Raw genomic sequence first — 23,617 nt, 5'->3', positions numbered from 1 at the left:
CGGAAACGGGGAACGCTCCGGCGCAAGCCGGAAGCTGCCTGAGAGCGCGCTCACCACAGCACACTCACAAGCAACGGCATCAGGCGCCCCAGCCCGCCTGGGCGCCGCCGACCCGGTCGGCGGCGATCTTCTCGAAGTAGCCCGACCTGGCGTACGCCGCCATCGGGTCGGGGTCCAGCCCCAGCTCGGCGCGCACCTCGGCCAGCAGGGGCCGCACGTCGGTGTTGTAGGCGTCCATGACGACCGCGTTGGCCCCGAGCACGTCCCCGGCCGACTGCGCCTTCGCCAGCGCCTCCCGGTCCACCAGCAGCGCCTTGGCCGTGGCCTCCTGCACGTTCATCACCGACCGGATCTGCCCGGCGATCTTCGGCTCGATGTTGTGGCACTGGTCCAGCATGAACGCGACGTCCTCGGTGAACCCGCCCCCGCCGATCACCTCGACCATGATGCGGAACAGCTGAAACGGGTCGGCCGCCCCCGCCATCAGGTCGTCGTCGGCGTAGAAGCGGGAGTTGAAGTCGAAGCCGCCCAGCTTGCCCTCGCGCAGCAGGAACGCCACGATGAACTCGATGTTGGTGCCCGGCGCGTGGTGGCCGGTGTCGACCACCACCTGCGCCTTGGGGCCCAGCTTCAGGCAGTGCGCGTACGCCGTCCCCCAGTCGGGCACGTCGGTGGCGTAGAACGCGGGCTCGAACAGCTTGTACTCCAGCAGGAAGCGCTGGTTCTCACCCAGCCGCTCGTACACCCGGCCCAGCGCCTCGGCCAGCCGGTCCTGGCGGGCGCGGATGTCGTCCTGGCCGGGGTAGTTGATCCCGTCGGAGAACCACAGCTTCAGCGTGTCGGAACCGGTGGCGTCCATGATGTCCACGCAGTCCAGCAGATGCGCGAGGGCCTTGGCCCGCACCCGCGCGTCCGGGTGGGTCACGCTGCCCAGCATGTAGTCGTCGTCCTGGAACACGTTGGAGTTGATCGCCCCGATCCGCACCCCCAGTTGCGACGCGTGCGCGGCCAGCGCGGCGTAGTCGTCGACCCGGTCCCACGGGATGTGCAGCGCCACCTGCGGCGCCACCCCGGTGAACGCGTGCACCTGCGCGGCGTCCGCGAGCTTCTCGAACGGGTCTCTCGGCACCCCCCGCTGCGCGAACACCTTGAACCGCGTGCCCGAGTTGCCGTACGCCCACGACGGGGTCTCGATGACCTGCGCCCGCAGCGAATCCTTGATCATGAATCGGTCCCCGATCAGTTGAGGTGGAAGACTTCCTCGAGCGCGACCATGCCCTCGTCGGGGCGGCCGTCGAGGCTCTCGAAGAACGGCGCCATCTCGGCCTGCCACCGGGCGTTGACCTCGGTCGCGGCCATGGCCTCGCGGGCGGCCTCGAAGTCCTCGGTCTCCAGGTAGCCCACCAGCAGCCCGTCCTCCCGCAGGAAGAGCGAGTAGTTGTGCCAGCCGGTCGCGCTCAGGGCGTCGAGCATCTCCGGCCACACGGCGCGGTGGCGCTCGCGGTACTCCGCCAGGCGCTCCGGCCGCACCTTCAGCAGGAAGCAGACACGCTGCATGGGATGGCCTTTCTCGGCGCGGCCCGCGTCCCTCGGGGCACGGGCCGCGCCCGGACGTCAGAAGTCGAACTGGTCGATGTTGGAGGCGTCGAAGGTGAACGGCGGGCCGAGGATGATCTCCCCGTCCTTGCCGATCGTCCGCTCACCGAGTTTGCCGGCCTTCAGGACCTCGCCCTCGGCTCCGGTGATCTGCCCGGAGGCCAGCGCCGCCGCCGCGTACGAGGCCAGGTAGCCCAGGTCCTTGGGGTTCCACAGCGCGAACTTCTCGACGGTCTTGTCCTTGATGAACTGGCGCATCTGGTTGGGGGTGCCCAGCCCGGTCAGCACGACCTCGCCCTTGTACTTGGACCCGGAGATGTAGCGCGCCGCCGCCGAGATGCCCACCGTGGTCGGCGAGATGATCCCCTTCAGGTCCGGGTACGCCTGCAGCAGGCCCTGGGTCTCCTGGAAGGACTTCTGGTCGTCGTCGTCGCCGTAGGCGACCTTGACCAGCTTCATGTCCTTGTACTCGGGCTTGCCGAGCTCGTCCTTCATGAACTCGATCCAGGTGTTCTGGTTGGTCGCGTTCGCCGTCGCCGACAGGATCGCCACCTCGCCCTTGCCGCCGATCAGCTCCGACAGGAGCTTCACCTGGCTGCGGCCGATCTCCTCGGAGTTGGCCTGGTTGATGAACAGGTCGCGGCACTCCTTGGAGGCGTCGGAGTCGTAGGAGACGATCTTCGTCCCCTTGGCCCGCGCCTGCTGCAACGGCCCGCACACCGCGTTGGCGTCGTTGGCCGCGATCAGGATCGCGTCGTGCCCCTGCTGGGTCAGCGTGTTGATGTACGACACCTGAGAGGAGGCCGACGCGTCGGAGGGGCCGACCTCCTTGGCCTCCGCCTTGAACTCCGCGGCCGCCTCGATCCCCGCCTTGTCCACGATCGTCTCGTACGGGTTGTTGATCTGCTTCGGCAGGAAGGCGAGCTTCAGCCCTTCCTCGATCGGCGCGTTCGGGTCGGCCTTCGCCGGGGCGGAGGACGCGGGGGCCGCCGGGGCGGCGGAACTCGCCGAGTCCTTGGTGGTGCCGCCGCCGCAGGCCGCGAGCGCGATCGACAGCAGACCGGCCACCATCGCGGCGGGAACGGACCTTCGCGAAACAGTGAACATGAGCGCTTCCTCAGGAAGTGGGGGGTGGTCGGACTCCTACGAAAAAACGATTTAACCGGTTGAGCTGGACAGTAGAACCAAGCTTCGGTAGGTGTCAATGGCACATGAACGTGCCGTTTCCTTAGCGTTACACGACCTCCACCTCCGGCGGCCCGGCTCCTCCGGGCAGGCCCGCCGGGTCCGCGGCCCGGCAGCAGAGCCGCCATCCGTTGCCACGTTTTAACCTTTCCGGCACCCGGCGGGGCGTGGCACGGCCGGGAACTCCCCAGTTCGCGGCACGCCGCACGGAATCCGGGCGGCCGTTCCATCGGACGCCGCTCCCCGGGCTCCCGGCCCCCTCGGCCCGCAATCCGACGAGCCTTTTGCCAATCAAGCTGGGAAATTGTGTGAATTGCCAGCCTTTGTAGCTGTCGCGGAAGTCCATCCGAGCACCGCGACCCCGTACGGGAAACGCGTGTGAGCACTATGACGCAGACGGCCGCCCGAATGGCCGCTTACATAAAGGGCGTCGGCAGTTCACAGATCAGAGAGGCATCACCATCATGTCGCGTAAGCGTCGCAACATCACCGCCCTGGCACTGACGCTGGCCGGGCTGGCGACCACCGCCGTCCTCGCGTCCCCCGCTCACGCGGCCGGGGCCACCGTGACGGTGGGATCGTTCGGGAACATGTCCGTCGTGGGCACGACCGGGAACGACAGCATCGACATCAACCTGTTCAACGGCAAGATCAACGTGACCTCCAGCCTGCACTCGGTGACCGCGGGCGCCGGATGCACCCAGCAGGGGCCCAACACGGCCTCCTGCTCCGGGGTCTCGACCATCATGGTCAACGTCAGGTCCGGCGAGGACACCGTGCGCAACAACACCTCCCTGTTCGCCGAGATCTTCGGCTCGGCCGGTCTCGACCGCCTTTCCGGCGGTTCCGGCCGCGACATCCTCGTCGGCGGCACCGGCAACGACGTCCTGACCGGCAACGGTGGCAACGACACCACCGACGGCGGGCCCGACGTCGACACCTGCAACGGAGAGACCGAGGAGAACTGCGAGCTGTAGCGGAGGTCGCCTGGCCGCACGGGAGCAGGCCAGGTCGGGGGCGGGTGACGGCACCGCGGGGGCGGTGCCGCCACTCGCCCCGGGACCGTGACACGCGGGACCGGTGCCGTCACGCGGCCCGGCACGTCCCCCCGCGACCCGGGCGCACCCGGGTCGCGGGGGGACGCTATTTTCCGAACATGACGATCGCCCGTTCACTGCTGTTGTTCGCGCTGGCGGCCGTCGCCGAGATCGGCGGCGCCTGGCTGGTCTGGCAGGGGGTCCGCGAGCAGCGGGGGCTGCTGTGGATCGCCGCGGGGGTCGTCGCGCTGGGGGCGTACGGGTTCGTCGCCGCGTTCCAGCCCGACGCGAACTTCGGCCGGGTCCTGGCCGCCTACGGCGGGGTGTTCATCGCCGGATCCCTGCTGTGGGGGATGCTGGCCGACGGCTTCCGTCCCGACCGGTGGGACCTGATCGGCGCGGGCGTGTGCCTGGCGGGGGTCGCTCTGATCATGTACGTCCCGCGCGGGTGAAGCGGGAGAAGCCATCGTGAAAGGGCCGCGGGAAAGGCTCGCGTGGCCGATCCCGGAGAGAAAGGCGAATCCACCGATAGTTTCACCCACCATTTCTGATATATCCCCCGTATCAGGAAAGTCTTTCCGGTTACCCTTGGACCGTGCCCGTCTATGTGGCCGTGGATCTCGGACCTGAGAGCGGCCGGGTATTGACCGGCGAATTCGATGGTGAACGGCTCGCGGTGCGGGAAGTACACCGCTTCGCCAACCGGCCCGTCCGCGTTCTCGACGGCCTGTACTGGGACGTGCTTGGACTTCTCACCCAGGCCCGCGGGGGCATCGCGCTGGCCGCCTCCCGTGGCCGCCTCACCAGCGTGGGCGTGACCGCCTGGGGCGGTGACTTCGCGCTCCTCGACCGCACCGGGCGGCTGCTGGCCAACCCCCGCCACCACCTCGACCCCTACACCTCCGGCCTGGCGGGTCTCGTCTCCTGGCAGGACCACTACGAGCTGACCGGCGTGCGCCCCGGACCCGGCACCACCGCCTGCCAGTTGCTGGCGCACGCCGGGTCCCCGCTCCTGGAGGCCGCCGACCACCTGGCGATGATGCCGGACCTGTTCACGCTCTGGCTGAGCGGCGAGATGCTCACCGAGCGGACGATCGCGAGCACCAGCCAGCTGCTGGACGCCAGGACCGGCCGGTGGGCGGACAGCCTCCTCACCCGCCTGGGCCTGCCCGGCCACCTGTTCGCCCACCGGCTCTCCGAGCCCGGCACGGTCGCCGGGCCGCTGCGCGGCGAGAGCGGGAGCGGCGGGGGCGGCCGGATCAGCCGGAACGGGAGAGGTCCCGGCGCGACCGTGGTCGTCGCGGTGGCCGGCCACGACGCCGCCTCCGCGGCCGCGGCGCTTCCCGTCTCCTCCGGCTCGGTCGGCCACATCTCCTGCGGCCCCCGCTCGCTGGCGGGGCTGGAGCTCGACGCGCCGGTCACCAGCCGGGCGGCCAGGCTGGCGGGCTTCACCAACGAGGGCGGTGTCATGGGGACCGTGCGCTTCACCCGCGCCCTCAACGGCCTGATGCTGCTCCAGGAGTGCCGCAGGGCCTGGGGGGTGCGCGTCTCGTACGCGGATCTGGTCGCCGAGGCCGCCGCCGCGCCCGCGTTCGGCCCCCTGATCGACCCCGGCCACCCGTGGTTCCTCGAACCGGGTGACATGCCGGCCAGGATCGCGGCCTACTGCCGGTCGACCGGCCAGGCGCCGCCCGACGGCCGCGCGCAGACGGTGCGCTGCGTCCTGGAGAGCCTCGCGTGCTCCTACCGGTGGGCCCTGGAGCAGGCCGAGTTCCTCAGCGACCGGCGGGTGGAGGCCGTGCACCTCGTGGGGGGCGGGGCCGCCAGCGCCACGCTCTGCGGGCTCGTCGCCGACTTCGCCGGGCGGCCGGTGCTCGCCGGCCCGGTGGAGGCGACCGCCGTGGGAAACCTGCTGGTCCAGGCGATGGCCGACGGCCGCCTCGGCTCCCTCACCGAGCTGCGCGAGGTGGTCCGCCGCTCGTTCAGGCCCCGGCCGTTCACGCCCTGCCCGCAGCGGGAGCCGTACGAGATCGCCTACTCCCGCTACCGGCGGCTGGCCGGCGTCGACGGGTTCTGGGACGGCGCGGAGGCCGGGCCGGACACCGTCCACCGGGCGCGCCCGGCCCGTCACGCGGCGTCGGCTCCACCGGCGGAGCCGACGGGGCCGGCAGGACCGGCGGGGCCGACGAGTTCGACGGCCTCAGTGGGACTCGCGGGCGACCGCGTCACCGCTGGAGCCGACGAGGAAGTCGAGGTCGGCACCCCGGTGGGCCTGCATCACGTGGTCGACGTAGAGGCGTTCCCAGCCCCGTGACGGCGCGGCGAAGGCCGCCCGCATGACCTCCGAGGGGTGCCGCCTGGCCAGGTCCTCCGGCGGGATGTCGAGGTCCAGGCGCCTGGCCTCGACGTCCAGGATGATCGGGTCGCCGGTCCGCACCAGGCCGAGCGGGCCGCCCGCCGCGGCCTCGGGCGCCACGTGCAGGACCACCGTGCCGTACGCCGTGCCGCTCATCCGGCCGTCGCAGATCCGCACCATGTCGCGCACCCCGCGTTCCAGGAGCCTGGCCGGCATGGGCATGTTGGCCACCTCCGGCATCCCCGGGTAGCCCTTGGGGCCGCACCCGCGCAGCACGAGCACCGAGGAGGCGTCCACGTCGAGGTCGGGGTCGTCGATCCGCGCGTGCATGTCCTCGATGCTGTCGAAGACCAGGGCCCGGCCCCGGTGGCGCATCAGCTCGGGCGAGGCGGCGGCGGGCTTGATGACGGCCCCGGACGGCGCCAGGTCGCCGTACAGGACGGCGATGCCCGCGGCCTCCTGCAGCGGCTGGCCGCGCGGGCGGATGACGCTCTCGTCCCAGATCCGCGCGTCGTCCAGATGATCGGCCAGCGGCCTGCCGGTCACCGTCAGCGCTTCCGGGTCCAGCAGGTCGCGCACCTCGCGCAGCACGGCCAGCAGCCCGCCCGCGCGGTGGAGGTCCTCCATCAGGTGGCGGCCCGCCGGTTGCAGGTCGACCAGGAGCGGCACCCCCGCGCCGGTGCGGTCGAAGTCGTCGAGGGAGAGCTCGACGCCGAGCCGTCCCGCGATGGCCAGCAGGTGCACCACCGCGTTGGTGGATCCGCCGACGGCGGCCAGCGCCACGATGGCGTTGAGGAAGGACCCCCTGGTCAGCAGGGCGCTGGGGCGCAGATCCCGCTCGACGAGCTCGACGGCGAGCCGCCCGGTCTCGTGTGCACCCTCCAGCAGGCGGCTGTCGGGGGCGGGCGTGCCCGCCAGGCCGGGGACGGTGGTGCCGAGCGCCTCGGCGACGCAGGCCATGGTGGAGGCGGTGCCCATGGTGTTGCAGTGGCCCCTGCTGCGGATCATCGACGACTCCGAGCGCAGGAACGCCTGCTCGGTCAGGGTGCCCGCGCGGACCTCCTCGCTGAGCCTCCACACGTCCGTGCCGCAGCCCAGCTGCACGCCGCGGAAGGTGCCGGTGAGCATGGGCCCGCCGGGGAGCACCACGGCGGGCAGGTCGACCGAGGCCGCGGCCATCAGCAGGGACGGGATGGTCTTGTCGCAGCCGCCCAGCAGCACCACGCCGTCGATCGGGTTGGCCCGCAGCATCTCCTCGGTCGCCATCGCGGCCATGTTGCGCCACAGCATCGCGGTGGGCCTGACCAGCGTCTCCCCCAGCGAGACGACCGGCAGGTTCATCGGGACGCCACCGGCCTCCCAGACGCCCCGCTTGACGCTCTCGGCCACCTCGTCGAGATGGGAGTTGCACGGCGTGAGGTCGGAGGCCGTGTTGGCGATCGCGATGTGCGGCCGGCCGTCGAAGGCGTGCGAGGGCAGCCCTCGCCGCATCCAGGCCCGATGAATGTATGCGTTGCGGTCGGTTCCCGCGTACCACTGCGAACTACGCCGGTCCGCCGTCACGTTCTCAGCCCCATTTGCCGAACGGTAGTCTACGGAACCCGATTCTTGTACCTCCGGCCTCGCCCGGCGGGCGTCTGGAAGGTTCCACCCGTGAGAGCGTTCGTCGTGACCGGGCCTCGCCGATTCGCCGTGCTGGACGTCGAGCCGCCGGTTCCCGGTCCCGGGCAGGTCGTGGTCGACGTGGAGCGGGCCGGGGTGTGCGGCACCGACATGGAGTTCTTCAGCGGCGAGATGGCCTACATCGAGGAGGACAACGCCCGCTATCCCATGCGGCTCGGCCACGAGTGGTGCGGGACGGTCTCCGCCGTCGGCGAGGGCGTCGACGACGGCTGGATCGGCACCCGCGTCACCGGCGACACCATGCTCGGCTGCGGCAGGTGCCGCCGCTGCCTGGGCGGGCTGCAGCACGTGTGCGAGGACCGCTTCGAGATCGGCATCCGGGGCGGGTGGCCGGGCGCCCTCGCCGAGCGGCTTCCCGTGCCGGTCACGGCGCTGCACGTCCTGCCGGACACGGTCGACGCGGTGGCCGGGGCCATGGTCGAGCCGGGCGGCAACGCGCTGCGGGCCGTCGAGGCCGCGGCCCTCGCCCCCGGCGACCGGCTGCTGGTGCTGGGGCCGGGGACGATCGGCCTGCTCGCCGCCCGGTTCGCCCTGGCGCACGGGGCCGAGGTCCACATCATGGGCCTGTCGGAGCCGTCGCTGGAGTTCGCCCGCACCCTCGGGGTGCACGGGGCGTGGACCTCGGACCGGCTTCCCGATCTCCCGTTCGACGCCGTCGTCGACGCCTCCAACGCCCCCGGCCTGCCCTCCCTCGCCGTCGACCTGGTGGAGCCGGGCAAGCGGGTGGTCTACATCGGCCTGGCGCCGACCCCCAGCGCCGTCGACACCCGCGTGCTGGTGCTCAAGGACGTCACGGCCGTCGGCATCCTGAGCGCCTCGCCCGGCCTGGCGGGGGCGATCGAGCACTACGCCTCGGGCTCGGTGGACCCCCGGCCGCTGGTGGCGGCCGTCGTCGGGCTCGACGGGGTGGGCGAGATCCTCTCCGGCTCCCGCCCCTCGGGAGCCGGCCCCGGCCCCAAGATCCACGTCGACCCCCGGGTTTGATCCGGTTCCGCTGAGGTTTCCCCCTGCCAGGTTTCGACGGTGGCCAGGCGGCTATCTAGCCGTCCTGGCCCTGTCGGTCCCAGGACGACCAGGGCACTTCCCGGCCACGCACGGCCGGCGGACACTTCGAGGTGGCAGGACGCCCCCGCCCGCCGATCCGACGGCGGCCTCCACGACCGTTCCGCGGGAGGACCCGCGGCGAGGAACGGCCGTGGCGGGCGGGGGACGACCGGCTGCGGGACTCCGGCACGCGGCCGATCCCGCGCGCGAAAACCGTGAAGATCATGAAAAACCGTTGAGAGGACCGATAATGCCGACGTCACTACCCGGTGGAGACCTGAAGCTCGCCGAGGACCTCACCCTCAGCCGGATGGGTTACGGGGCCATGCAGCTCGCGGGCCCCGGCGTGTGGGGACCCCCGCGGGACCGCGAGGAGGCGATCGCGGTGCTGAGGGAGGCGGTCGAGCTGGGGATCACCCACATCGACACCAGCGACTACTACGGCCCGTACGTCGTCAACGAGATCATCCGTGAGGCCCTGCACCCCTACCCGGAGGACCTGCGCATCGTCACCAAGGTCGGGGCCCGGCGCGCCCCCGACAAGTCCTGGCCGCCGGCCCTGTCCCGCGAGGAGCTGGTCACCGCCGTCCACGAGAACCTCGAACGTCTCGGGCTCGACGCGCTCGACGTCGTCAACCTCCGAGTCGGCGGGATGACGGACCCCATCCCCGGTTCGATCGCCGAACCGTTCACCGTGCTCGCGGAGCTGCGGGAGCAGGGCCTCATCCGGCATCTCGGCGTCAGCGGCGTGTCACCGGAGCAGCTCACCGAGGCGCGGTCGATCGCCCCGGTCGTGTCGGTGCAGAACTTCTACAACCTGGCCCACCGCGCCGACGACGAGCTCGTCGACCGGTGCGCCCGCGAGGGCATCGCCTACACGCCCTTCTTCCCCCTCGGCGGGTTCAGCCCCCTGCAGTCCGGCGTCCTGGACCGCGTCGCCACCCGGCTCGGCGCGACTCCCCTCCAGGTCGCCCTCGCCTGGCTGCTGCACCGCTCGCCCACCGTCCTCCTCATCCCCGGGACGTCGTCGGTGGCCCATCTCCGGGAGAACGTCGCGGCAGCCGGTATCGAGCTGCCCGCCGACGCCCTCAAGGAGCTCGACACGATCGGCGGGTGACCGCCGCCGCGCCGCCGGAGGAGGCTCTCAGCCCTTCAGGCCGGTGTGGGCCAGGCCCTCGATGAACTGCCGTTGCGCGAGCACGAACACCACCAGCACCGGCAGGGCGGTCATCGAGGCGGCGGCGAGCTGGACGTTCCACATCGGCCCGCCGTAGGCGTCGACGAACTGGGTCAGCGCCTGCGGGAGGGTGAACCTCTCCGGCGAGGAGAGGTACACGATGGGTTCCAGGTAGAGGTTCCAGCTGTGCAGGAACGTGAAGATCGCGACGGTGCCGAGCGCGGGCCGGGCCAGCGGCAGCGCGACCCTGTAGAAGGTGCCGAACCGGCCGAGCCCGTCCACCCGGGCGGCCTCCTCCAGCTCCCCGGGCAGGCCGATGAAGAACTGCCTCATGATGAAGGTGGCGAGCACCCCGGGCGCGCCGAGGATCGGCACCAGGATCAGCGGCCAGTGGGTGTCGGTCAGCCCGAGCCCGTGGAACATCTGGAACAGCGGGACGATCGTGACCTCGCTCGGGATGAGCAGCCCGAGCAGCACGACGACGAACAGGACGTTCTGGCCGGGGAAGCGGATGCGCGCGAAGGCGTACCCGGCCATGGCGGCCACCGCCATCGTGCCGGCCGTGACGACCAGGGCGATGTAGAGGCTGTTGAGGTACTGGCCCGCGAAGGGCTGCAGCCGGAAGACCTGCCCGTACGCCGAGAAGTCCCAGTCGGCGGGCAGCAGTCTCGGCGGGAAGGCGAAGATCTCGCTGACCGGTTTGAGCGACGAGGTGACCATCCACCAGGTCGGGAAGACGAACGGCACGCACAACACGCACAGCAGGCCGTAAAGGAGCGTCTTCCGCCGCACCGGTATCTCACGTTTCATTGAAGACCCACCTTCTGCGCATCCGCCACTGCACGACGGTGAGCAGCGCCACGATTGCGAACAGCAGGACCGACAGCGTCGCGCCGTACCCGAAGTGATGGAACTGGAAAGCCTGCTGGTACAGGTAGTAGACGAGGACGGTCGTCGACATGCCGGGGCCGCCCTGGGTGAGCACCGCGATCTGCGCGAACACCTGCAGCGACCCCACCACGGTGATGATCGAGGTGAGCAGGATGGTCGGGCTGATCAGGGGGACGGTGATCCGCAGGAAGCGGGTCCCGGCCCCGGCGCCGTCCAGCTCGGCGGCCTCGTAGAGCTGGGCCGGCACCCCCTGGAGGGCGGCCAGGAACAGCACCATGTTGAGACCGACGTTCTTGAGGACCTGGACGACGACCACCGAGAGCATCGCCGTGCCCTCGCCGCGCAGCCAGTTGGGGCCGTCGGCCCCGGCGACGGCGAGCAGGCCGTTGAGGCCGCCGTCGTCCTGCAGCAGGAACTGCCACACGATCGTCCAGGCGACCAGCGAGACCACCACGGGTGAGAAGAACACCGTACGGAAGAAGGTGGTCCCGCGCAGCCGCTGGTTGAGCAGGATCGCCAGGACGAGGGCGAGACCGAGGTTGAGCACGACCAGGCCGACGGAGAACAGGGCGGTTCCCCCCAGCACCTCGCGCAGGTTGGCGTCGGCGAGCAGCCTGTCGTAGTTCTCCCCGCCGACGAACTCGAAGGTCCCGGCCAGCACGTTCCACTCGTGGAGGCTGTACCACAGGACGAGCCCGAGCGGCAGGAGCACGAACAGCAGGCTGCCGAGGAGTTGCGGGGCGACGAGCAGGTACCCGACCAGGTTGTCGCGGCGGCGCACGGTCCAGAACGCGCGGCCCCCGCCGTTCCCGGGAGCCCGGCGAACCGGGCCGGCGCCCCCCGCGGCCCGCCCGCCGGGGGCCGGCCGGGCGTCGGCCCGGCCGGTCACCGCGGATCCGGAATGTGACGCGGCCACGTCACGCGCCCAGCATCGGCTGGATCTTGGCGCACACGCCGCCCAGCACGGCCCTGACGTCGGCGCCGGGCTGCCAGAGCGGGTCGAGCGCGGCCCGCACGGTCTGCGACAGCTCCGCCTGGCCGGTGTGGTTGGGCTTGACGACGCCCTTCTCGATGCCGCCGATCACGACCTTCTGCAGCTGGTCGGGCTTGAGCAGCGGGTTGCTCCTGGCCATGGTGTCCGCGGTGAGCTGGGAGGCCCGGGGCGGCGGGAAGTAGGCGGCGAGCCTGGCCGAGTTGGCGGGGTTGGTGAAGAAGGCGAGGAAGTCGGTGGCCGCCGCCGCGTTGGCGGACTTCCTGAAGACGCCCAGGCCCGCCTGGCCGATCACCGAGTACTCGCCCTTGGGCCCGGCGGGCAGCGGGACGAGGTCCCAGCCGAACTTCGCGTCCTGCAGGAGCGAGGCGCGGGAGATCTGGGTGATGGTCATCGCCGAGTCGCCCGCGAAGAAGTCGGCCGTGGTGCCGGGGCCGGGGAAGGCCTTGTCGGTGAAGATCGACCTGTGCAGGAACGTCATGGCCTCGACCATCTCGGGGCTGTCGAACCCGCAGGTCCTGCCGTCCTCGCTCCAGGCCCGGGCGCCCCAGCCGCCCCACACCGTGGCGAGGTTGTCCCAGCCCTTGTAGTCGAAGTCGCGGACGACCATGCCCGCCTTGCCGGTCTTCGAGGCGACCGCGGCGTTCTGGGCGGCGACCTTCTCCCAGGTCCAGGTGCCGTCCTCGATCATCTCGGCGGGGGTCTTCTGGCCCGCCTTCTTGAGCAGGTCGGTGTTGACGAACACGCCGAACGGCGAGGTGGAGAACGGGTAGGCGTACAGCTTGCCCTCGGCCTGCCAGAGCTTGACCGCCGACGGGGTGAGATCGTCGAACTCGTACCCCTGGACCTTGCCCAGCGTGTCGTCGAGCGGCGCCAGCGCGCCGGAGGAGACGAAGTCGGGCGCGGAGCTCTCCAGGATCCAGGCCAGGTCGGGGGCGTTGCCGCCGGCGATCTGGGTGGTCAGGGTGGTGGTGTAGCTCTCGAAGGGGATGGGGTCGAACGTGATCTCGCCGACGTCGGGGTGCGTCTTCCTGTACTCGGCGGCGATCTCGTCGAACAGCTTCAGGTGGGCCTCGTTGGAGGTCCAGATCGTCATGCGCAGCGGCTGCGGGCCCTGCGCGGCGGGGGTGGCCCCGCCTCCCGCGCCTCCCCCGCCGCACGCCGTCAGGGTGAGCAGCGCCGCCAGCGCGACGGCCGCGGGCTTTCCGAATGGTTTCATGATCCGATCTCCTTGCTGGGAATCCCCCGGCGGTCGTGGTGGGTGACCGGTCGCCCGGCCGGTGCCGCTCGTGCTGCCGGTGACCGGTCAGTAACCGGTCACCTGCGGCCAGCGCAGCTCGACGCCGTCGCGGGTGAGCCGCCGCTGGAAGCCGGCGAGCAGGCCCTCGTCCTCGCGTACGGCGTGCGGGGTGGTGGCGTTGTCCAGGCAGAAGGCCGCGAGGGCGCCCGCGGCCTCGCCGACGTTCCACTCCACCGGGTGCAGCCGGTAGGCCCCGTTGGTGATGTGGGTGGTGCCGATGTTCTTGGACGCGGGCAGCAGGTTGGTCATCCGCTGCGGGACGAGCGCGCCGAGGGGGATCTCGAACGGCGAGCTCGCCACGTCGATGTAGTTGTCGCCCCCGGTGGAGGGGTGCAGGTCGATGCGGTACATCCCCACCCCGACGGAGTCGGCGTAGCTCACCGCGCCCTTGTCGCCGCGCACCGCGAGCGACAGGTCCTGCTCGGCCACGGTGTACAGGGCGCGGACGCGGCGCGACTCGCGGATGTAGGGGGCCTGGGCCAGCCCGCCCTCGCCGCCGCCGGTGACATCGCCGCGCAGGCGCAGGCCGGGAAAACCGGTCCCGCCGTCGGCGCGCGGCGCCTCGGTCTGCATCCAGTACAGCACCGAGCGGGACAGCTCCCGGGCGGCGGCCACGTGCGCGGCGGCGTCCGGCACGTCGATGACCGGGCCCTCCAGGTAGTCGATCATCGGCCAGTTGACCAGGGTGATGTCGCTGTCGTAGGCGCCGTCGGCGAAGTTGCGCCGCGCGGCGATCCTGCGGAACGTCCACAGGTTCGCGTCGCCGGGGTTGAGCCGCTGGTCGGCCTCCACCAGCAGCGGGTCGTCGTCCGGGTTGGGGGTGAAGGAACGTTCCACGATCTCCAGGGTCCTGGGGTGCGGGCAGCGCCAGGACAGCAGCCGGTCGCCCCAGAAGCGGGGCTGGTAGCTCTTCCAGAACTCGTAGGCGGCGGGCCTGTCGATGGTGTGGTCGCCGTCGACGTGGTCGATCGCGAAGCACACCGAGACGGCCTGCATGTTCATCGGCTGTGCCTCGGCGGGCGCGCTCGGCTCCCCGGTGTCGCCCTGCGACTCGAACCCCGTCACGTACTCGGTGCCGGTCAGCGGCAGCAGCTCACCCGTCTCGGTGGCGTCCAGCACGTACGGCGCGACGGCCGTGACCTCCCCTCCCCCGCTCCGGTGCTCCAGGCGCACGGCCCGCACCCGGTCGCCGTCGACCTCCGCGCCGACCGGTCGGTACGGCTGCAGCACGCGCAGCCGCCCCGAACCCCGGTACGGCGCGAGCATGGCCTCGATCACCGCGACCGCGACGCGCGGCTCGTGGCACAGGCGGCTCACGTGCCCGGCGCCCGGGTTCAGCTCCCGCCAGGCCCGCGACCGCGCGGTCAGCGGGTAGTGGTCGCGGTAGTAGCCGCGGATGCCCTCGCGCAGCGCCCGGTAGGAGGCCGTGACGCCGAACCGCTCCACCCAGGAGTGCTCGTCGGGCGGCACGGCCTGGCTGGTCAGCTGCCCGCCGAGCCAGTCGTACTCCTCGGTCAGGATCACGGTGCGCCCGGCCCGCAACAGCGCCAGGGCGGCGGCGACGCCGCCCAGCCCTCCGCCGACGACCACCGCGTCCGCCGATATCTCCACCACGTCGGGGGTCTCTCCCGTCATCGTCGTTCCCACTGCCTTCTCGCCGTTCCCGGCGCTCTCGCCGCTTGCGGCGCTCTTGGTGGTCTCACTGCCGGTCAGCTCCGGACCGGCGCGAGCGTGGATCCCTCGACCAGCTCGCAGGCCAGCAGCTCCTGCGGCGTTCCCCCGCCGCTCTCCAGCACCTCCGCCAGCAGCTCGACGGCCCTGCGGCCCATCTCCTGCCGGGGGATGCGGAACCCGGTGAGGTCGACGTCGACGCGGACGGGCCTGGTCGGAGCGCCCAGCGCGAGGATCGACAGGTCGCCGGGGATCGTGAGGCCCCGCTCGCCCGCCGCGTGCATGATCGCCACGGCGTCGGCGGGCTCCTCGACGAAGGCCGCGGTCACCCCGGTGGCCGACAGCTCCCCCAGGATCTCCTCGGGGGTCCTGCCGATCACCGGCACGTGCGACCCCTCGGCCCCGACGGCGGCCACCGCCTCGCGGAAGCCGCGCATGCGGTCGGCCGGCGACTCGGCGCCCGCCCCGGTGCCGACGTAGGCCAGCCTCCGGTGGCCGAGCCCCGCCGCCCGGTCGACCAGGGCCCGCACCGCGGGCGAGTAGTCGGCGCCCACGTACGGCACCGGGGCGCCCGCGTCGTCGCGGCGGCCGATGGAGACGAAGGGGATGCCCTCCGCCAGCAGCCGGGCCAGGTCGTCGCGGTCGACGGCGCGCCCGAGGAGCACGCAGCCGTCGGCCAGCCGCACCCGGCTGTCCTCGTTGAAGATCCGGCGCCGCTCCCCCGCGGCCTTGGCGCTGGTGAAGAGCAGCAGGTCGCAGCCCATCTCCTCGGCGCACTCCTCGATGCCGAGCAGGAAGGGATGGTAGAAGTCGGCGCTCGCGGTCGGGAAGACCGCCTCGTAGGTGAAGACGCCCAGGATGCGGTTGCGCCGCTCGGCGAGCCGCCGGGCGATCGGGTCGGCCACGTATCCGGTCTCCCTGATCACCCTCAGCACCCGCTCGCGCGTCTCCGGGGCGATGCGGACCTCGGCGTCGGTCCGGTTGTTGAGGACGAGCGACACCGTCGTCTGGCTCACCCCCGCGATGCGGGCGATGTCCTGCTGGGTGAGTCGGCGGCCGGCGGAGGTCACGATCCGTAGCGTCCCATCTGCTGATAATGCGCATTAGCGAGGTTGGGACGTCATCCTGCAATCAGCCACCGGATCCTGTCAAGAGCCGAGTGCCAGGATCATGAAATGGAAATTTCGCCGGTGATAATCCGTATTAGCGCCTTGACGGGCGAGCATGGCTGGCCGAACCTTTGCGATCAGAGAGATGTCCTCACCATCACTCACGGTGAAAGTTGTCGCGAAGGGACGGTCAATGTCTGAACCCCTCCTGGACCGCCGCGGACTCCTGCGCGCGGCGGTCGGCGCCGGTGTGGCCGGCGGTCTCGGGCTCGCCCTCCCCGGGGCGGCCACGGCGGCGATCGCGGAGACGTCCGCGCCGGCCGGTACGGCGGCCGCGCCGGGACCCGCCGGATTCCCCGACTACCAGTACATCGGCACACCGTTCGACAAGGCGAGCCTGCGCTACAACCCGACCAACGAGCTGATCTTCCCCTGCATCCGGGGCATGTACGACAAGATCGCCGGCCCGCTGGGACGCTACTACCTCTACTACGCCCCGCACGACGCGCCCGGCGGCATCTGCCTGGCCTACGGCGACTCGCTCGGCGGCCCGTTCACCGAGTATCCGAACAACCCGATCATCTCCAACACCTGGTCACCGCACTACTCGGTGAGCCACGTCTCGTCGCCGCACGTCATCTGGAACGCCGCCGACCGGCGGTTCCACATGTACTTCCACGGCGAGAACAACACCACCCGGATGGCCTGGTCGACCGACGGCGTGCGCTTCACCTACCACGGCACGGTGCTGACCACCGCGATGATCCCCGGATCGACGGAGACCTCCTACGCCCGGGTCTTCGAGCACGCGGTCCCGGGGCTGGGCAACAGGTACGTCATGCTCTTCATGGGCGTCACCGGCGGTTCCCGCAAGATCTTCTGGGGCTGGTCGTCCAACGGCGGGGACTGGCGGTTCGACCCGGCCCCGCTGGTCTCGCCGGGACCCGACGGGCAGAGCGACCTGTCCGGGCCGCACCTGCTCAAGCGCAACGGCACCGCGTACGCCGTCTACCACGGCAACAGCGGGAACATGTTCCTCACCGAGGTGGGCAACGCCTTCGACCGGGAGGTCCACCTCGGCGTCTTCCACCGGCCCCTGGCCGGCGCCCCCGACAGGGGACGCAGCGCGGCGCCCTCCTTCGGCACCGACGGCGGCGTGGAGTACATGTTCTACGAGGCGGGCCAGCGGAGCGGGTCGACGATCGCCGTCGCCCGCGCCGTCTAGGAACGCGCGCCCCCGGACGGTTCGCCCCGGCGCGACCGTCCGGGCCGGGCTCGCACGACCCGGCCCGGAACCCGCCGAGCGCCACGCGACCCGAGGGGCGAGCCGCCGGACGTCCCCGGGAAACCCGGGAAAGGGGCCTTCCCGCGGCGGTGGGAGCATGGAGGCATGAACGTGGTGGTACTGTCCGACACCCACGCGCCCCGGCGGTGGAAGTCGTGCCCGCCGGCCGTGGCCGAGCACCTGCGGGGCGCGGACCTGATCCTGCACGCGGGCGACGTCTGCGTCGCCGGGGTGCTGGACGAGCTCGCCGCCTACGCCCCGGTGCGCGCGGTCAAGGGCAACAACGACGGGCCGGACGTGGTGGCCCCCGAGACGCTCGAACTGGATCTGGGCGGGCTGCGCGTGGCGATGATCCACGACAGCGGCGCGGCCCAGGGGCGGCTCGCCCGGATGCGGCGCCGGTTTCCCGAGGCCGACCTGGTGGTGTTCGGGCACTCCCACATACCGCTGGACCACGGCGACGCCGGGTTCCGCATCTTCAACCCCGGATCGCCCACCGACCGCCGCCGCCAGCCCCACGGCACCCTGGGCACCCTGCGCGTCGAGGAGGGCCGCCTCGTCGAGGCGAGGATCGTCCCCGTCACCTGACCCGCCGGCGACGCGGGGGCCGCGAACGGCCCTCCGGGGGGCGGCCGACGCGCCCGGTCCGCGAGACGAAATACCCGGCGCCCACCGGCGCCACCGTCGCCGGTTGCCGATTCATCACCTTCCATCACGGTGCGCGGCACGATATACACGTGTTACGCACCGGTTAATTGCTCTTCGAGACAAATAAAGCACCGAGCACCATGGCAACCAGCGCGGCGGCGCGCGCCTTGCCTGACTTACCCCCCAGGTCAGGAAAGGATCCTCATGTCACAACGTTCTCGACTCTGGAGCCGGCTACTCTCCACGACGCCCTCCAGCGCGGACGACACTCCGGCGGCTCCGGCGCGGCGATCCCCGGAGACGACGGCCGGGCGAAGGTTCGCCCGAGCCGGCCTGGCGACCGTCGTGGCCGCGGCGGCCGGCACGGCCGCGTTCGTTCCCACGGCCGCCCAGGCCGCCGACCCCGCCTACCAGGTGCTGGTCTTCTCCAAGACGGCCGGCTTCCGGCACGACTCGATCCCCGCGGGCCTCCAGGCGATCCGCGACCTGGGCTCGGCCAACAACTTCACCGTCACCGCCACCGAGGACGCGGGAGCCTTCACCGCGTCCAACCTGGCGCGCTTCAAGGCGGTGGTGTTCCTCAGCACCACCGGTGACGTGCTCAACGGCACCCAGCAGACCGCCTTCGAGTCCTACGTCAACGGGGGCGGCGGCTACGTCGGCATCCACGCCGCCGCCGACACCGAGTACGACTGGCCGTACTACGGCAACCTGGCGGGCGCCTGGTTCAAGGGGCACCCGGCCATCCAGCAGGCGACGGTCAGGACCGAGGACCGCGCGCACGCGGCCACCGCCCACCTGGGTCCGGCCTGGTCGAGAAGCGACGAGTGGTACAACTACCGCACCAACCCGCGCAACAGCGCCCGGGTGCTGCAGAACCTCGACGAGGGCAGCTACAGCGGCGGCGACATGGGCGACCATCCGATCACCTGGTGCCGCCCGATGGCGTCCGGCCGCTCGTTCTACACCGGGCTCGGGCACACGGCGAGCTCCTACACCGAGACGGGCTTCCGGTCGCTGCTGCTCGGCGGCATCCGGTACGCGGCCGGGACGGCCAAGGCCGACTGCCGCCCGGAGACCGGCTACACGAGCCTGTACAACGGCTCGACCACCGGCTGGACGCAGAGCGGCCCGGGTGGCTTCACCAACACCGACGCCACCCTCACCTCCACCGGAGGCATGGGCGTGCTGTGGTACTCGGCGAAGAAGTACTTCTCCTACTCGCTGAAGCTGGACTGGCGGGTCGCCGGGGACGACAACTCGGGCGTCTTCGTGGGCATGTCGGCCTCCGACCCCATGAACACCTCCAAGGGGTACGAGGTCCAGATCGACGCCACCGACGCGGTAGACCGCACCACCGGGTCCATCTACGCGATCAAGGCCGCCGACATCGCGGCCCGCGACGCGGCCCTGAACCCGCCGGGCGCGTGGAACACCTACGAGCTCCTCGTCCAGGGCGAGCGGCTCCAGGTCTTCCTCAACGGCGTCAAGATCAATGACTTCACCAACACCGACCCGGCCCGCAGCATCCGCGAGGGGCACATCGGCATCCAGAACCACGGCACGGGCGACGACGTCTCCTTCCGCAACGTCCGGATCAAGGAGCTGGGCGGCACCGGCCCGATCCAGACCACGGCCGAGGCGGAGTCCTACACCTCGAACTCGGGCGTGCAGATCGCCGACCACGGCCCGGCCAGCGGCGGCAGGACCGCCGGGTTCATCGAGAACGGCGACTGGGTCGGCTACTCGTCGATCAGCACGGCGGGCGCCACCGCCTTCGGCGCCCGCATCTCCTCCGCCGGATCCGGGGGCACCATCCAGGTCCGCTCGGGATCTGCCACCGGGACCGTCCTCGGCTCGGTCGCCGTGCCGAACACCGGAGGCTGGGAGACCTTCCAGAACGTCTCCACCCCCCTGACCGGGTCGGCCTCGGGACCGCTGTTCCTCACCTTCACCGGCGGCGGCGGGTTCCTGTTCGACGTCGACACCCTCACCCTCACCAGGTGAGCCGCGGTTCGTGACGCGCCGTCCCGGCGCGCCACGAACCCTGCCCGGCCCGGAACCCGGTGATCCACCCGGCCGGAGGCGGCGCCGGCGGGGGTCCGGAAAGCCCCTCCCCGGCCGTCCGCCGTGGCCGTCAGACGACCAGGTCGGCGAGACGGTCGACCTGGTCGGGGTCACGGGCCCAGCAGTAGAGCATCACCTCGTCGGCGCCGAGGTCCGTGAACGCGCCGATCGCGTCACGGATCCGCTCCGGCGTGGTGAGCATGTTCTCGACGACCCGGGTGGTGTCGCCCAGGAAGCCGTAGTAGGAGGTGATCGCCTCCGTGGCGTCCCGGACGGTGTTCTCGGGGCCGAGGGCGACGTTGACCTGCGCGACCATGCGAGGCCGTCCGTACCGTCCCGCCTGGGTCCAGGACCTCTCGACGTCGCGCATGAGCCCGTCGGCCATGCCGGCGGGCGCGGCGCACAGGTACCCGTCCCCCCATTGGGCGACGCGCTCCACGGAGGCGGGGGCGAAGGCGCCGATCAGGATCTCCGGGCCGCCCTCGCGGACGGGAGCCGGGCCGATCGGGCCGACCTCCTCGCTGTAGGGCTCACCGGACCAGACGCGCCGCAGCGTCGCCAGCTGCCGGTCGAGCCGGTGCCCGCGTCCCCGGACGTCGACCCCCGCGGCAAGGTAGTCGTCCTGGCGTGTCCCGATCCCGACGCCGAGGGTGAAACGGCCGCCGGACATGCGGTCCAGGGTCACGGCCTGCTTGGCGAGCAGCACCGACTCGCGAAGGGGACCGAGCAGCACCTCGGTCTGTACGCGGATCCGCGAGGTGGCCCCCGCGATGGCCGCCAGCGTGATCAGGGGCTCGGGGTTCGAGTAGACGAGACGGTCGAGCAGGCCGAGGGTGGTGAAGGGGCCGGCGTCGGCACGCCGGGCCCAGGAAAACAGCGACAAAGGATCGCTGATGGGCAAACCAAGACCTATGTTCATGGAATCCAACCTCCAGAAGGGCATGCGATGGGAACTGCCGCCCTTCCAGCACCGGACACGGTCACCGTGCGCGGCGCGCTCCCGTACTGCGACGTCTTTCCGGGGAGCGCGATCCTTGGAGTGCCACCATTCTACCCACCACCGCATCCCCTCCCCCACCCCAGCTCACACCCGCACGGGTTCCGCGGGTACGCCCACCCGCGCGCTGTGCCGGAGGAAACCGCCGCCCTGCAGTACGAGGATGAGCACGCCCGTGGCGGCCAGCGCCGCCCACAGGCCGGCCAGCCCCCAGGCCGCCGTCACCGGAGCCGCCGCCAGAGCGAGCAGGCCGTACCCCGCCACGGCCGACCCCAGGCCCCAGGCCGGGCGCCTGAGCCCGGTCAGGCCGGCGGACATCGCGATCCCGCAGCTGTTCGCGGTGGCGTAGAGGGCCAGCAGCGGCACCAGCGTGAAGGCCAGGGCCAGCACCTCCGCGTCCGAGGTGAACAGACCGATCACGAAGGTGCCGAAGAAGGTCAGCACGAGTGCGCCCGCGACCGCTCCGGCGGCCGCGAGCAACAGCGCCACCCGGTTGACCAGGCGGGCGGCGGCGGGAGAGGTGGCTCTGGCGATCTCCGGCGCCGACGCCTGGCCGACGGCGAAGGCGGTCAGCGCCAGGAACTCGGCCAGCGATCTGAGGATCGCGTGTGCGGCCGCCCCCTGCGCGCCCGTCCGCGCGACGACGTAGGTCAGGCTGCCCAGGACCGTGAACTTGATCAGCACGGTGGCGGACAGCGGGATGCCCACCCGGGCCATGCTCAGGATCTCGCGTGACCGGGGGCGTCCGGGCCACAGCGGCTGCCCGGCCAGTCCGGGGACGCGCAGCAGGCAGACGTTCGACACCGTCACGGCGACGGCCGTGGAGACCACCAGCGCGATGCCGGCGCCGTGGACGCCCAGCCTGGGCACGAGGGCGACGAGCAGGGCCACCTCGGCGGCCGTGCTCGACAGGCTCGACCAGAGCACCTGCCGGCTGCGGCCCAGCGCGACCAGCGTCGCGTTGGCACCGCCGCCCGCGGACAACAACAGCACGTTCAGCGCCAGGAGCGGCGGCAACATGCCGAACTCGGCCGTCACCTCGCCGGGTACCCCGCTCGCCCGCGCGATCAGCGGGACGCAGAGCACGACACCGGCACCCGCCGTACCGAGCGCGACGGTCAGCCAGCGCGCGTCACGCAGGATCGGCAGCGCCTCGACCGGGTTCTCCCGATGGGGCGCCACGAACGGTGTCATGCCGCGCAGCCCGGCGGCCACCGCGGCGGTGACCGGGTTGAGGACGGCACCGGCGAGCGCGAAGGCGGCCAGCGCCGCCGTCGCCCGGTGGCCGAGCAGGGCGGTGCTGACGAGCTGGGCGATGATCCCGGCACTCATGGACAGGAAAAGGGGAACGGCCGCGCTCAGGATGGCGCGATGAGGAGAGGACATGAACACAAAATCCCGGGGGGTCGCCCGCCCGGGATGCATGATCAGTATACCACCCGGTTCGCGTGACGATCGCCGAGCCGGTCACGGCTCCGATCATGAGCGGCGTCGCGCCGCCGCCGTCATCGTCTCGGCCGGTCCACCTCGCGCAGGCCCCTGCGAAGAGATCGCCACGCGGCTGATCCGAGCTCGCCGACCAGAGGAGCCGTCTCCGGCCCCTGATCAGATGAAGGGGCCGACGAGGGCGGCGAACTCCTCAGGGCCGACGATCCGCACGCCCAGGCTCTCGGCCTTGGCCCGCTTGGAGCCCGCCTTCTCCCCGGCCACCAGCAGCGACGTCTTGGCCGAGACGCTGGAGGAGGACCTGCCTCCGGCGCGTTCGATCAGCTCGTTCATCTGGTTGCGGGTCAGCGCCTCCAGCGCTCCGCTCATCGCACCGGTGACCACGACGGACATCCCGGCCAGCGGCAGCTCAGACACGTCGCTCGCCTCGGCGTCGGTGTCAGGGCCGCCGGTGTCAGGGCCGGGGGCGGCGGGTGGGGTCATGGTGACCCCGGCCGCCACCAGCTTGTCGATCAGCGGTGCCAGCTCTACCAGCTCGGCCAGCACCTTGTCGGTGATGGTGGAAATGGTCTGCGCAGCGGCGGCCCGGCCTTGGCCCGGCAGGCGCCGTGTGCGGCGACCTCTTTCAGTACGGCCTCGCCGAAGTTGTGCCACAGATGGCCGGCGGTCGGCGACCTGGACGGCGTCCGGCAGGGCGCGGCGGATCGCTTCGGCGTAGGCGCCGGAGCCGTCCCGGCACACGATCTGCACCCCAGAATGGGTGCGCAATCAGGCTCCCAGCACATCAGCGGTGCGGCCGGGCAGGACGTCGATACGCTCGCGCGTTTCGGCGTCGATGAGCCCGAAAACACTGTATTCACAAGCTCGTCGACATCATGCACGACCCAGCGTGACCCATCAGCATCTTGCGTTACCACCGGATACGAGACAGAGCCGAAAACCGTACAGTCCCATTGGTCGGCCCGCAGGTTCATCGGGCGTAGGCGGTTCAAATCCTCGATCTGCTTCATGACCTCCAAGACGCAACGGCGCGTTCCCTCGGCCACGAGCTCGGAATTGTTCGGCACATTGCTCAGCGTGGACAGAGAGACGCCGACGATCTGGGCGGCGTGACGCGTGCCACGACGCCCAGAG

At 71.4% G+C, this 23,617-nt stretch carries 20 protein-coding genes and 1 pseudogene; 8 read left to right on the top strand and 13 right to left on the bottom strand.

All coding sequences use genetic code 11. From position 1 onward, the window contains the following. Positions 1-79: 79 nt before the first annotated feature. From rhaI to rhaS, 3 genes are read right to left on the bottom strand one after another with little or no spacing between them, the layout of a single operon-like run. Positions 80-1,225 carry an L-rhamnose isomerase gene (gene rhaI / locus ACTOQ3_RS38150; protein ID WP_440088524.1) on the bottom strand — a complete coding sequence of 382 codons (1,146 nt, stop codon included), beginning with the start codon at positions 1,223-1,225 and terminating at the stop codon, positions 80-82. A gap of 14 nt (positions 1,226-1,239) precedes the next feature. Further along, on the bottom strand, positions 1,240-1,557 hold the full coding sequence (locus ACTOQ3_RS38145) for an L-rhamnose mutarotase (RefSeq protein ID WP_440088522.1): 318 nt from the start codon (positions 1,555-1,557) through the stop codon (positions 1,240-1,242). Between the two features lie 57 nt (positions 1,558-1,614). Next, on the bottom strand, positions 1,615-2,703 hold the full coding sequence (rhaS, locus tag ACTOQ3_RS38140; RefSeq protein ID WP_440088521.1) for a rhamnose ABC transporter substrate-binding protein: 1,089 nt from the start codon (positions 2,701-2,703) through the stop codon (positions 1,615-1,617). A 542-nt stretch (positions 2,704-3,245) separates the two neighbouring features. Between rhaS and ACTOQ3_RS38135 the strand changes: the two genes are divergently transcribed. The 3 genes from ACTOQ3_RS38135 (at position 3,246) to ACTOQ3_RS38125 (ending at position 6,132) form a co-directional block, all read left to right on the top strand. Next, entirely contained in the window at positions 3,246-3,758 is a 513-nt protein-coding gene (locus ACTOQ3_RS38135) for a hypothetical protein (RefSeq protein ID WP_440088520.1), read from the top strand. Positions 3,759-3,937: 179 nt separating this feature from the next. Further along, entirely contained in the window at positions 3,938-4,270 is a 333-nt protein-coding gene (locus ACTOQ3_RS38130; protein ID WP_362694554.1) for a YnfA family protein, read from the top strand. Positions 4,271-4,413: 143 nt separating this feature from the next. After that, positions 4,414-6,132 carry a rhamnulokinase gene (locus ACTOQ3_RS38125; protein WP_440088519.1) on the top strand — a complete coding sequence of 573 codons (1,719 nt, stop codon included), beginning with the start codon at positions 4,414-4,416 and terminating at the stop codon, positions 6,130-6,132. Here ACTOQ3_RS38125 and ACTOQ3_RS38120 read toward each other — a convergent pair. After that, positions 6,019-7,737, bottom strand: coding sequence for an IlvD/Edd family dehydratase (locus tag ACTOQ3_RS38120; RefSeq protein ID WP_440088518.1), 1,719 nt, complete (start codon positions 7,735-7,737; stop codon positions 6,019-6,021). The genes ACTOQ3_RS38125 and ACTOQ3_RS38120 overlap by 114 nt on opposite strands. Positions 7,738-7,827: 90 nt before the next feature. Here ACTOQ3_RS38120 and ACTOQ3_RS38115 point away from each other — a divergent pair, with 90 nt between their 5' ends. Together ACTOQ3_RS38115 and ACTOQ3_RS38110 are read left to right on the top strand one after the other, a co-directional pair. After that, positions 7,828-8,841 carry a zinc-dependent alcohol dehydrogenase gene (locus ACTOQ3_RS38115; RefSeq protein WP_440088517.1) on the top strand — a complete coding sequence of 338 codons (1,014 nt, stop codon included), beginning with the start codon at positions 7,828-7,830 and terminating at the stop codon, positions 8,839-8,841. 310 nt (positions 8,842-9,151) lie between these two features. Then, positions 9,152-10,018 (top strand): oxidoreductase, encoded by an 867-nt coding sequence (locus ACTOQ3_RS38110; RefSeq protein ID WP_440088516.1) that lies wholly within the window; start codon positions 9,152-9,154, stop codon positions 10,016-10,018. Positions 10,019-10,045: 27 nt separating this feature from the next. Here the strand turns inward: ACTOQ3_RS38110 and ACTOQ3_RS38105 are convergent, their stop codons facing one another. The 5 genes from ACTOQ3_RS38105 to ACTOQ3_RS38085 all read right to left on the bottom strand — a co-directional run bounded on the left by ACTOQ3_RS38105 (position 10,046) and on the right by ACTOQ3_RS38085 (position 16,001). Continuing rightward, complete coding sequence (locus ACTOQ3_RS38105; RefSeq protein ID WP_440088514.1) at positions 10,046-10,888, bottom strand: carbohydrate ABC transporter permease; 843 nt, start codon at positions 10,886-10,888, stop codon at positions 10,046-10,048. Next, positions 10,878-11,858, bottom strand: coding sequence for a carbohydrate ABC transporter permease (locus ACTOQ3_RS38100; protein WP_440088513.1), 981 nt, complete (start codon positions 11,856-11,858; stop codon positions 10,878-10,880). Before ACTOQ3_RS38100 ends, ACTOQ3_RS38105 begins: the two co-directional genes overlap by 11 nt. A 28-nt stretch (positions 11,859-11,886) precedes the next feature. Then, complete coding sequence (locus tag ACTOQ3_RS38095; RefSeq protein WP_440088512.1) at positions 11,887-13,179, bottom strand: ABC transporter substrate-binding protein; 1,293 nt, start codon at positions 13,177-13,179, stop codon at positions 11,887-11,889. Positions 13,180-13,266: 87 nt separating this feature from the next. Next, positions 13,267-14,895 (bottom strand): FAD-dependent oxidoreductase, encoded by a 1,629-nt coding sequence (locus tag ACTOQ3_RS38090; protein WP_440088511.1) that lies wholly within the window; start codon positions 14,893-14,895, stop codon positions 13,267-13,269. A 74-nt stretch (positions 14,896-14,969) separates the two neighbouring features. Beyond that, positions 14,970-16,001, bottom strand: coding sequence for a LacI family DNA-binding transcriptional regulator (locus tag ACTOQ3_RS38085; RefSeq protein WP_440088509.1), 1,032 nt, complete (start codon positions 15,999-16,001; stop codon positions 14,970-14,972). Between the two features lie 232 nt (positions 16,002-16,233). Here ACTOQ3_RS38085 and ACTOQ3_RS38080 point away from each other — a divergent pair, with 232 nt between their 5' ends. The 3 genes from ACTOQ3_RS38080 (at position 16,234) to ACTOQ3_RS38070 (ending at position 19,980) form a co-directional block, all read left to right on the top strand. Next, on the top strand, positions 16,234-17,265 hold the full coding sequence (locus ACTOQ3_RS38080) for a hypothetical protein (RefSeq protein WP_440088508.1): 1,032 nt from the start codon (positions 16,234-16,236) through the stop codon (positions 17,263-17,265). Positions 17,266-17,430: 165 nt separating this feature from the next. Continuing rightward, positions 17,431-17,913 (top strand): metallophosphoesterase family protein, encoded by a 483-nt coding sequence (locus ACTOQ3_RS38075; RefSeq protein ID WP_440088506.1) that lies wholly within the window; start codon positions 17,431-17,433, stop codon positions 17,911-17,913. A gap of 264 nt (positions 17,914-18,177) precedes the next feature. After that, positions 18,178-19,980 (top strand): ThuA domain-containing protein, encoded by a 1,803-nt coding sequence (locus ACTOQ3_RS38070; RefSeq protein ID WP_440088505.1) that lies wholly within the window; start codon positions 18,178-18,180, stop codon positions 19,978-19,980. 130 nt (positions 19,981-20,110) lie between these two features. Here the strand turns inward: ACTOQ3_RS38070 and ACTOQ3_RS38065 are convergent, their stop codons facing one another. From ACTOQ3_RS38065 to ACTOQ3_RS38050, 4 genes and pseudogenes are all read right to left on the bottom strand, one after another. Continuing rightward, the gene (locus tag ACTOQ3_RS38065; RefSeq protein WP_440088503.1) at positions 20,111-20,923 is read right to left on the bottom strand and encodes an LLM class flavin-dependent oxidoreductase; all 813 of its coding nucleotides are present in this window, start codon (positions 20,921-20,923) and stop codon (positions 20,111-20,113) included. Positions 20,924-21,124: 201 nt separating this feature from the next. Then, positions 21,125-22,423, bottom strand: a complete 1,299-nt coding sequence (locus ACTOQ3_RS38060) for an MATE family efflux transporter (RefSeq protein ID WP_440088501.1) — start codon at positions 22,421-22,423, stop codon at positions 21,125-21,127. 219 nt (positions 22,424-22,642) lie between these two features. Further along, on the bottom strand, positions 22,643-22,966 hold the full coding sequence (locus ACTOQ3_RS38055; protein WP_440088529.1) for a BRCT domain-containing protein: 324 nt from the start codon (positions 22,964-22,966) through the stop codon (positions 22,643-22,645). A 110-nt stretch (positions 22,967-23,076) separates the two neighbouring features. Next, positions 23,077-23,353 (bottom strand): annotated as a pseudogene (locus tag ACTOQ3_RS38050) (transposase); the annotation flags it as partial. Between the last annotated feature and the right edge of the window lie 264 nt (positions 23,354-23,617).

It is taken from the genome of Streptosporangium sp. LJ11 (genome assembly GCF_051918945.1).
Lineage (GTDB): Bacteria > Actinomycetota > Actinomycetes > Streptosporangiales > Streptosporangiaceae > Streptosporangium.
Note: the sequence above shows the minus strand (reverse complement) of the source record. Positions and strands in the feature narration are given on the sequence as shown.

Bases quoted from the DNA above. Each gene is read 5' to 3' on its own strand.
- rhaI (WP_440088524.1), bottom strand. From the start codon at position 1,225: ATGATCAAGGATTCGCTGCGGGCGCAGGTCATCGAGACCCCGTCGTGG.
- ACTOQ3_RS38145 (WP_440088522.1), bottom strand. From the start codon at position 1,557: ATGCAGCGTGTCTGCTTCCTGCTGAAGGTGCGGCCGGAGCGCCTGGCG.
- rhaS (WP_440088521.1), bottom strand. From the start codon at position 2,703: ATGTTCACTGTTTCGCGAAGGTCCGTTCCCGCCGCGATGGTGGCCGGT.
- ACTOQ3_RS38135 (WP_440088520.1), top strand. From the start codon at position 3,246: ATGTCGCGTAAGCGTCGCAACATCACCGCCCTGGCACTGACGCTGGCC.
- ACTOQ3_RS38130 (WP_362694554.1), top strand. From the start codon at position 3,938: ATGACGATCGCCCGTTCACTGCTGTTGTTCGCGCTGGCGGCCGTCGCC.
- ACTOQ3_RS38110 (WP_440088516.1), top strand. From the start codon at position 9,152: ATGCCGACGTCACTACCCGGTGGAGACCTGAAGCTCGCCGAGGACCTC.
- ACTOQ3_RS38105 (WP_440088514.1), bottom strand. From the start codon at position 10,888: ATGAAACGTGAGATACCGGTGCGGCGGAAGACGCTCCTTTACGGCCTG.
- ACTOQ3_RS38095 (WP_440088512.1), bottom strand. From the start codon at position 13,179: ATGAAACCATTCGGAAAGCCCGCGGCCGTCGCGCTGGCGGCGCTGCTC.
- ACTOQ3_RS38090 (WP_440088511.1), bottom strand. From the start codon at position 14,895: ATGACGGGAGAGACCCCCGACGTGGTGGAGATATCGGCGGACGCGGTG.
- ACTOQ3_RS38080 (WP_440088508.1), top strand. From the start codon at position 16,234: ATGTCTGAACCCCTCCTGGACCGCCGCGGACTCCTGCGCGCGGCGGTC.
- ACTOQ3_RS38075 (WP_440088506.1), top strand. From the start codon at position 17,431: ATGAACGTGGTGGTACTGTCCGACACCCACGCGCCCCGGCGGTGGAAG.
- ACTOQ3_RS38070 (WP_440088505.1), top strand. From the start codon at position 18,178: ATGTCACAACGTTCTCGACTCTGGAGCCGGCTACTCTCCACGACGCCC.
- ACTOQ3_RS38060 (WP_440088501.1), bottom strand. From the start codon at position 22,423: ATGTCCTCTCCTCATCGCGCCATCCTGAGCGCGGCCGTTCCCCTTTTC.
- ACTOQ3_RS38055 (WP_440088529.1), bottom strand. From the start codon at position 22,966: ATGACCCCACCCGCCGCCCCCGGCCCTGACACCGGCGGCCCTGACACC.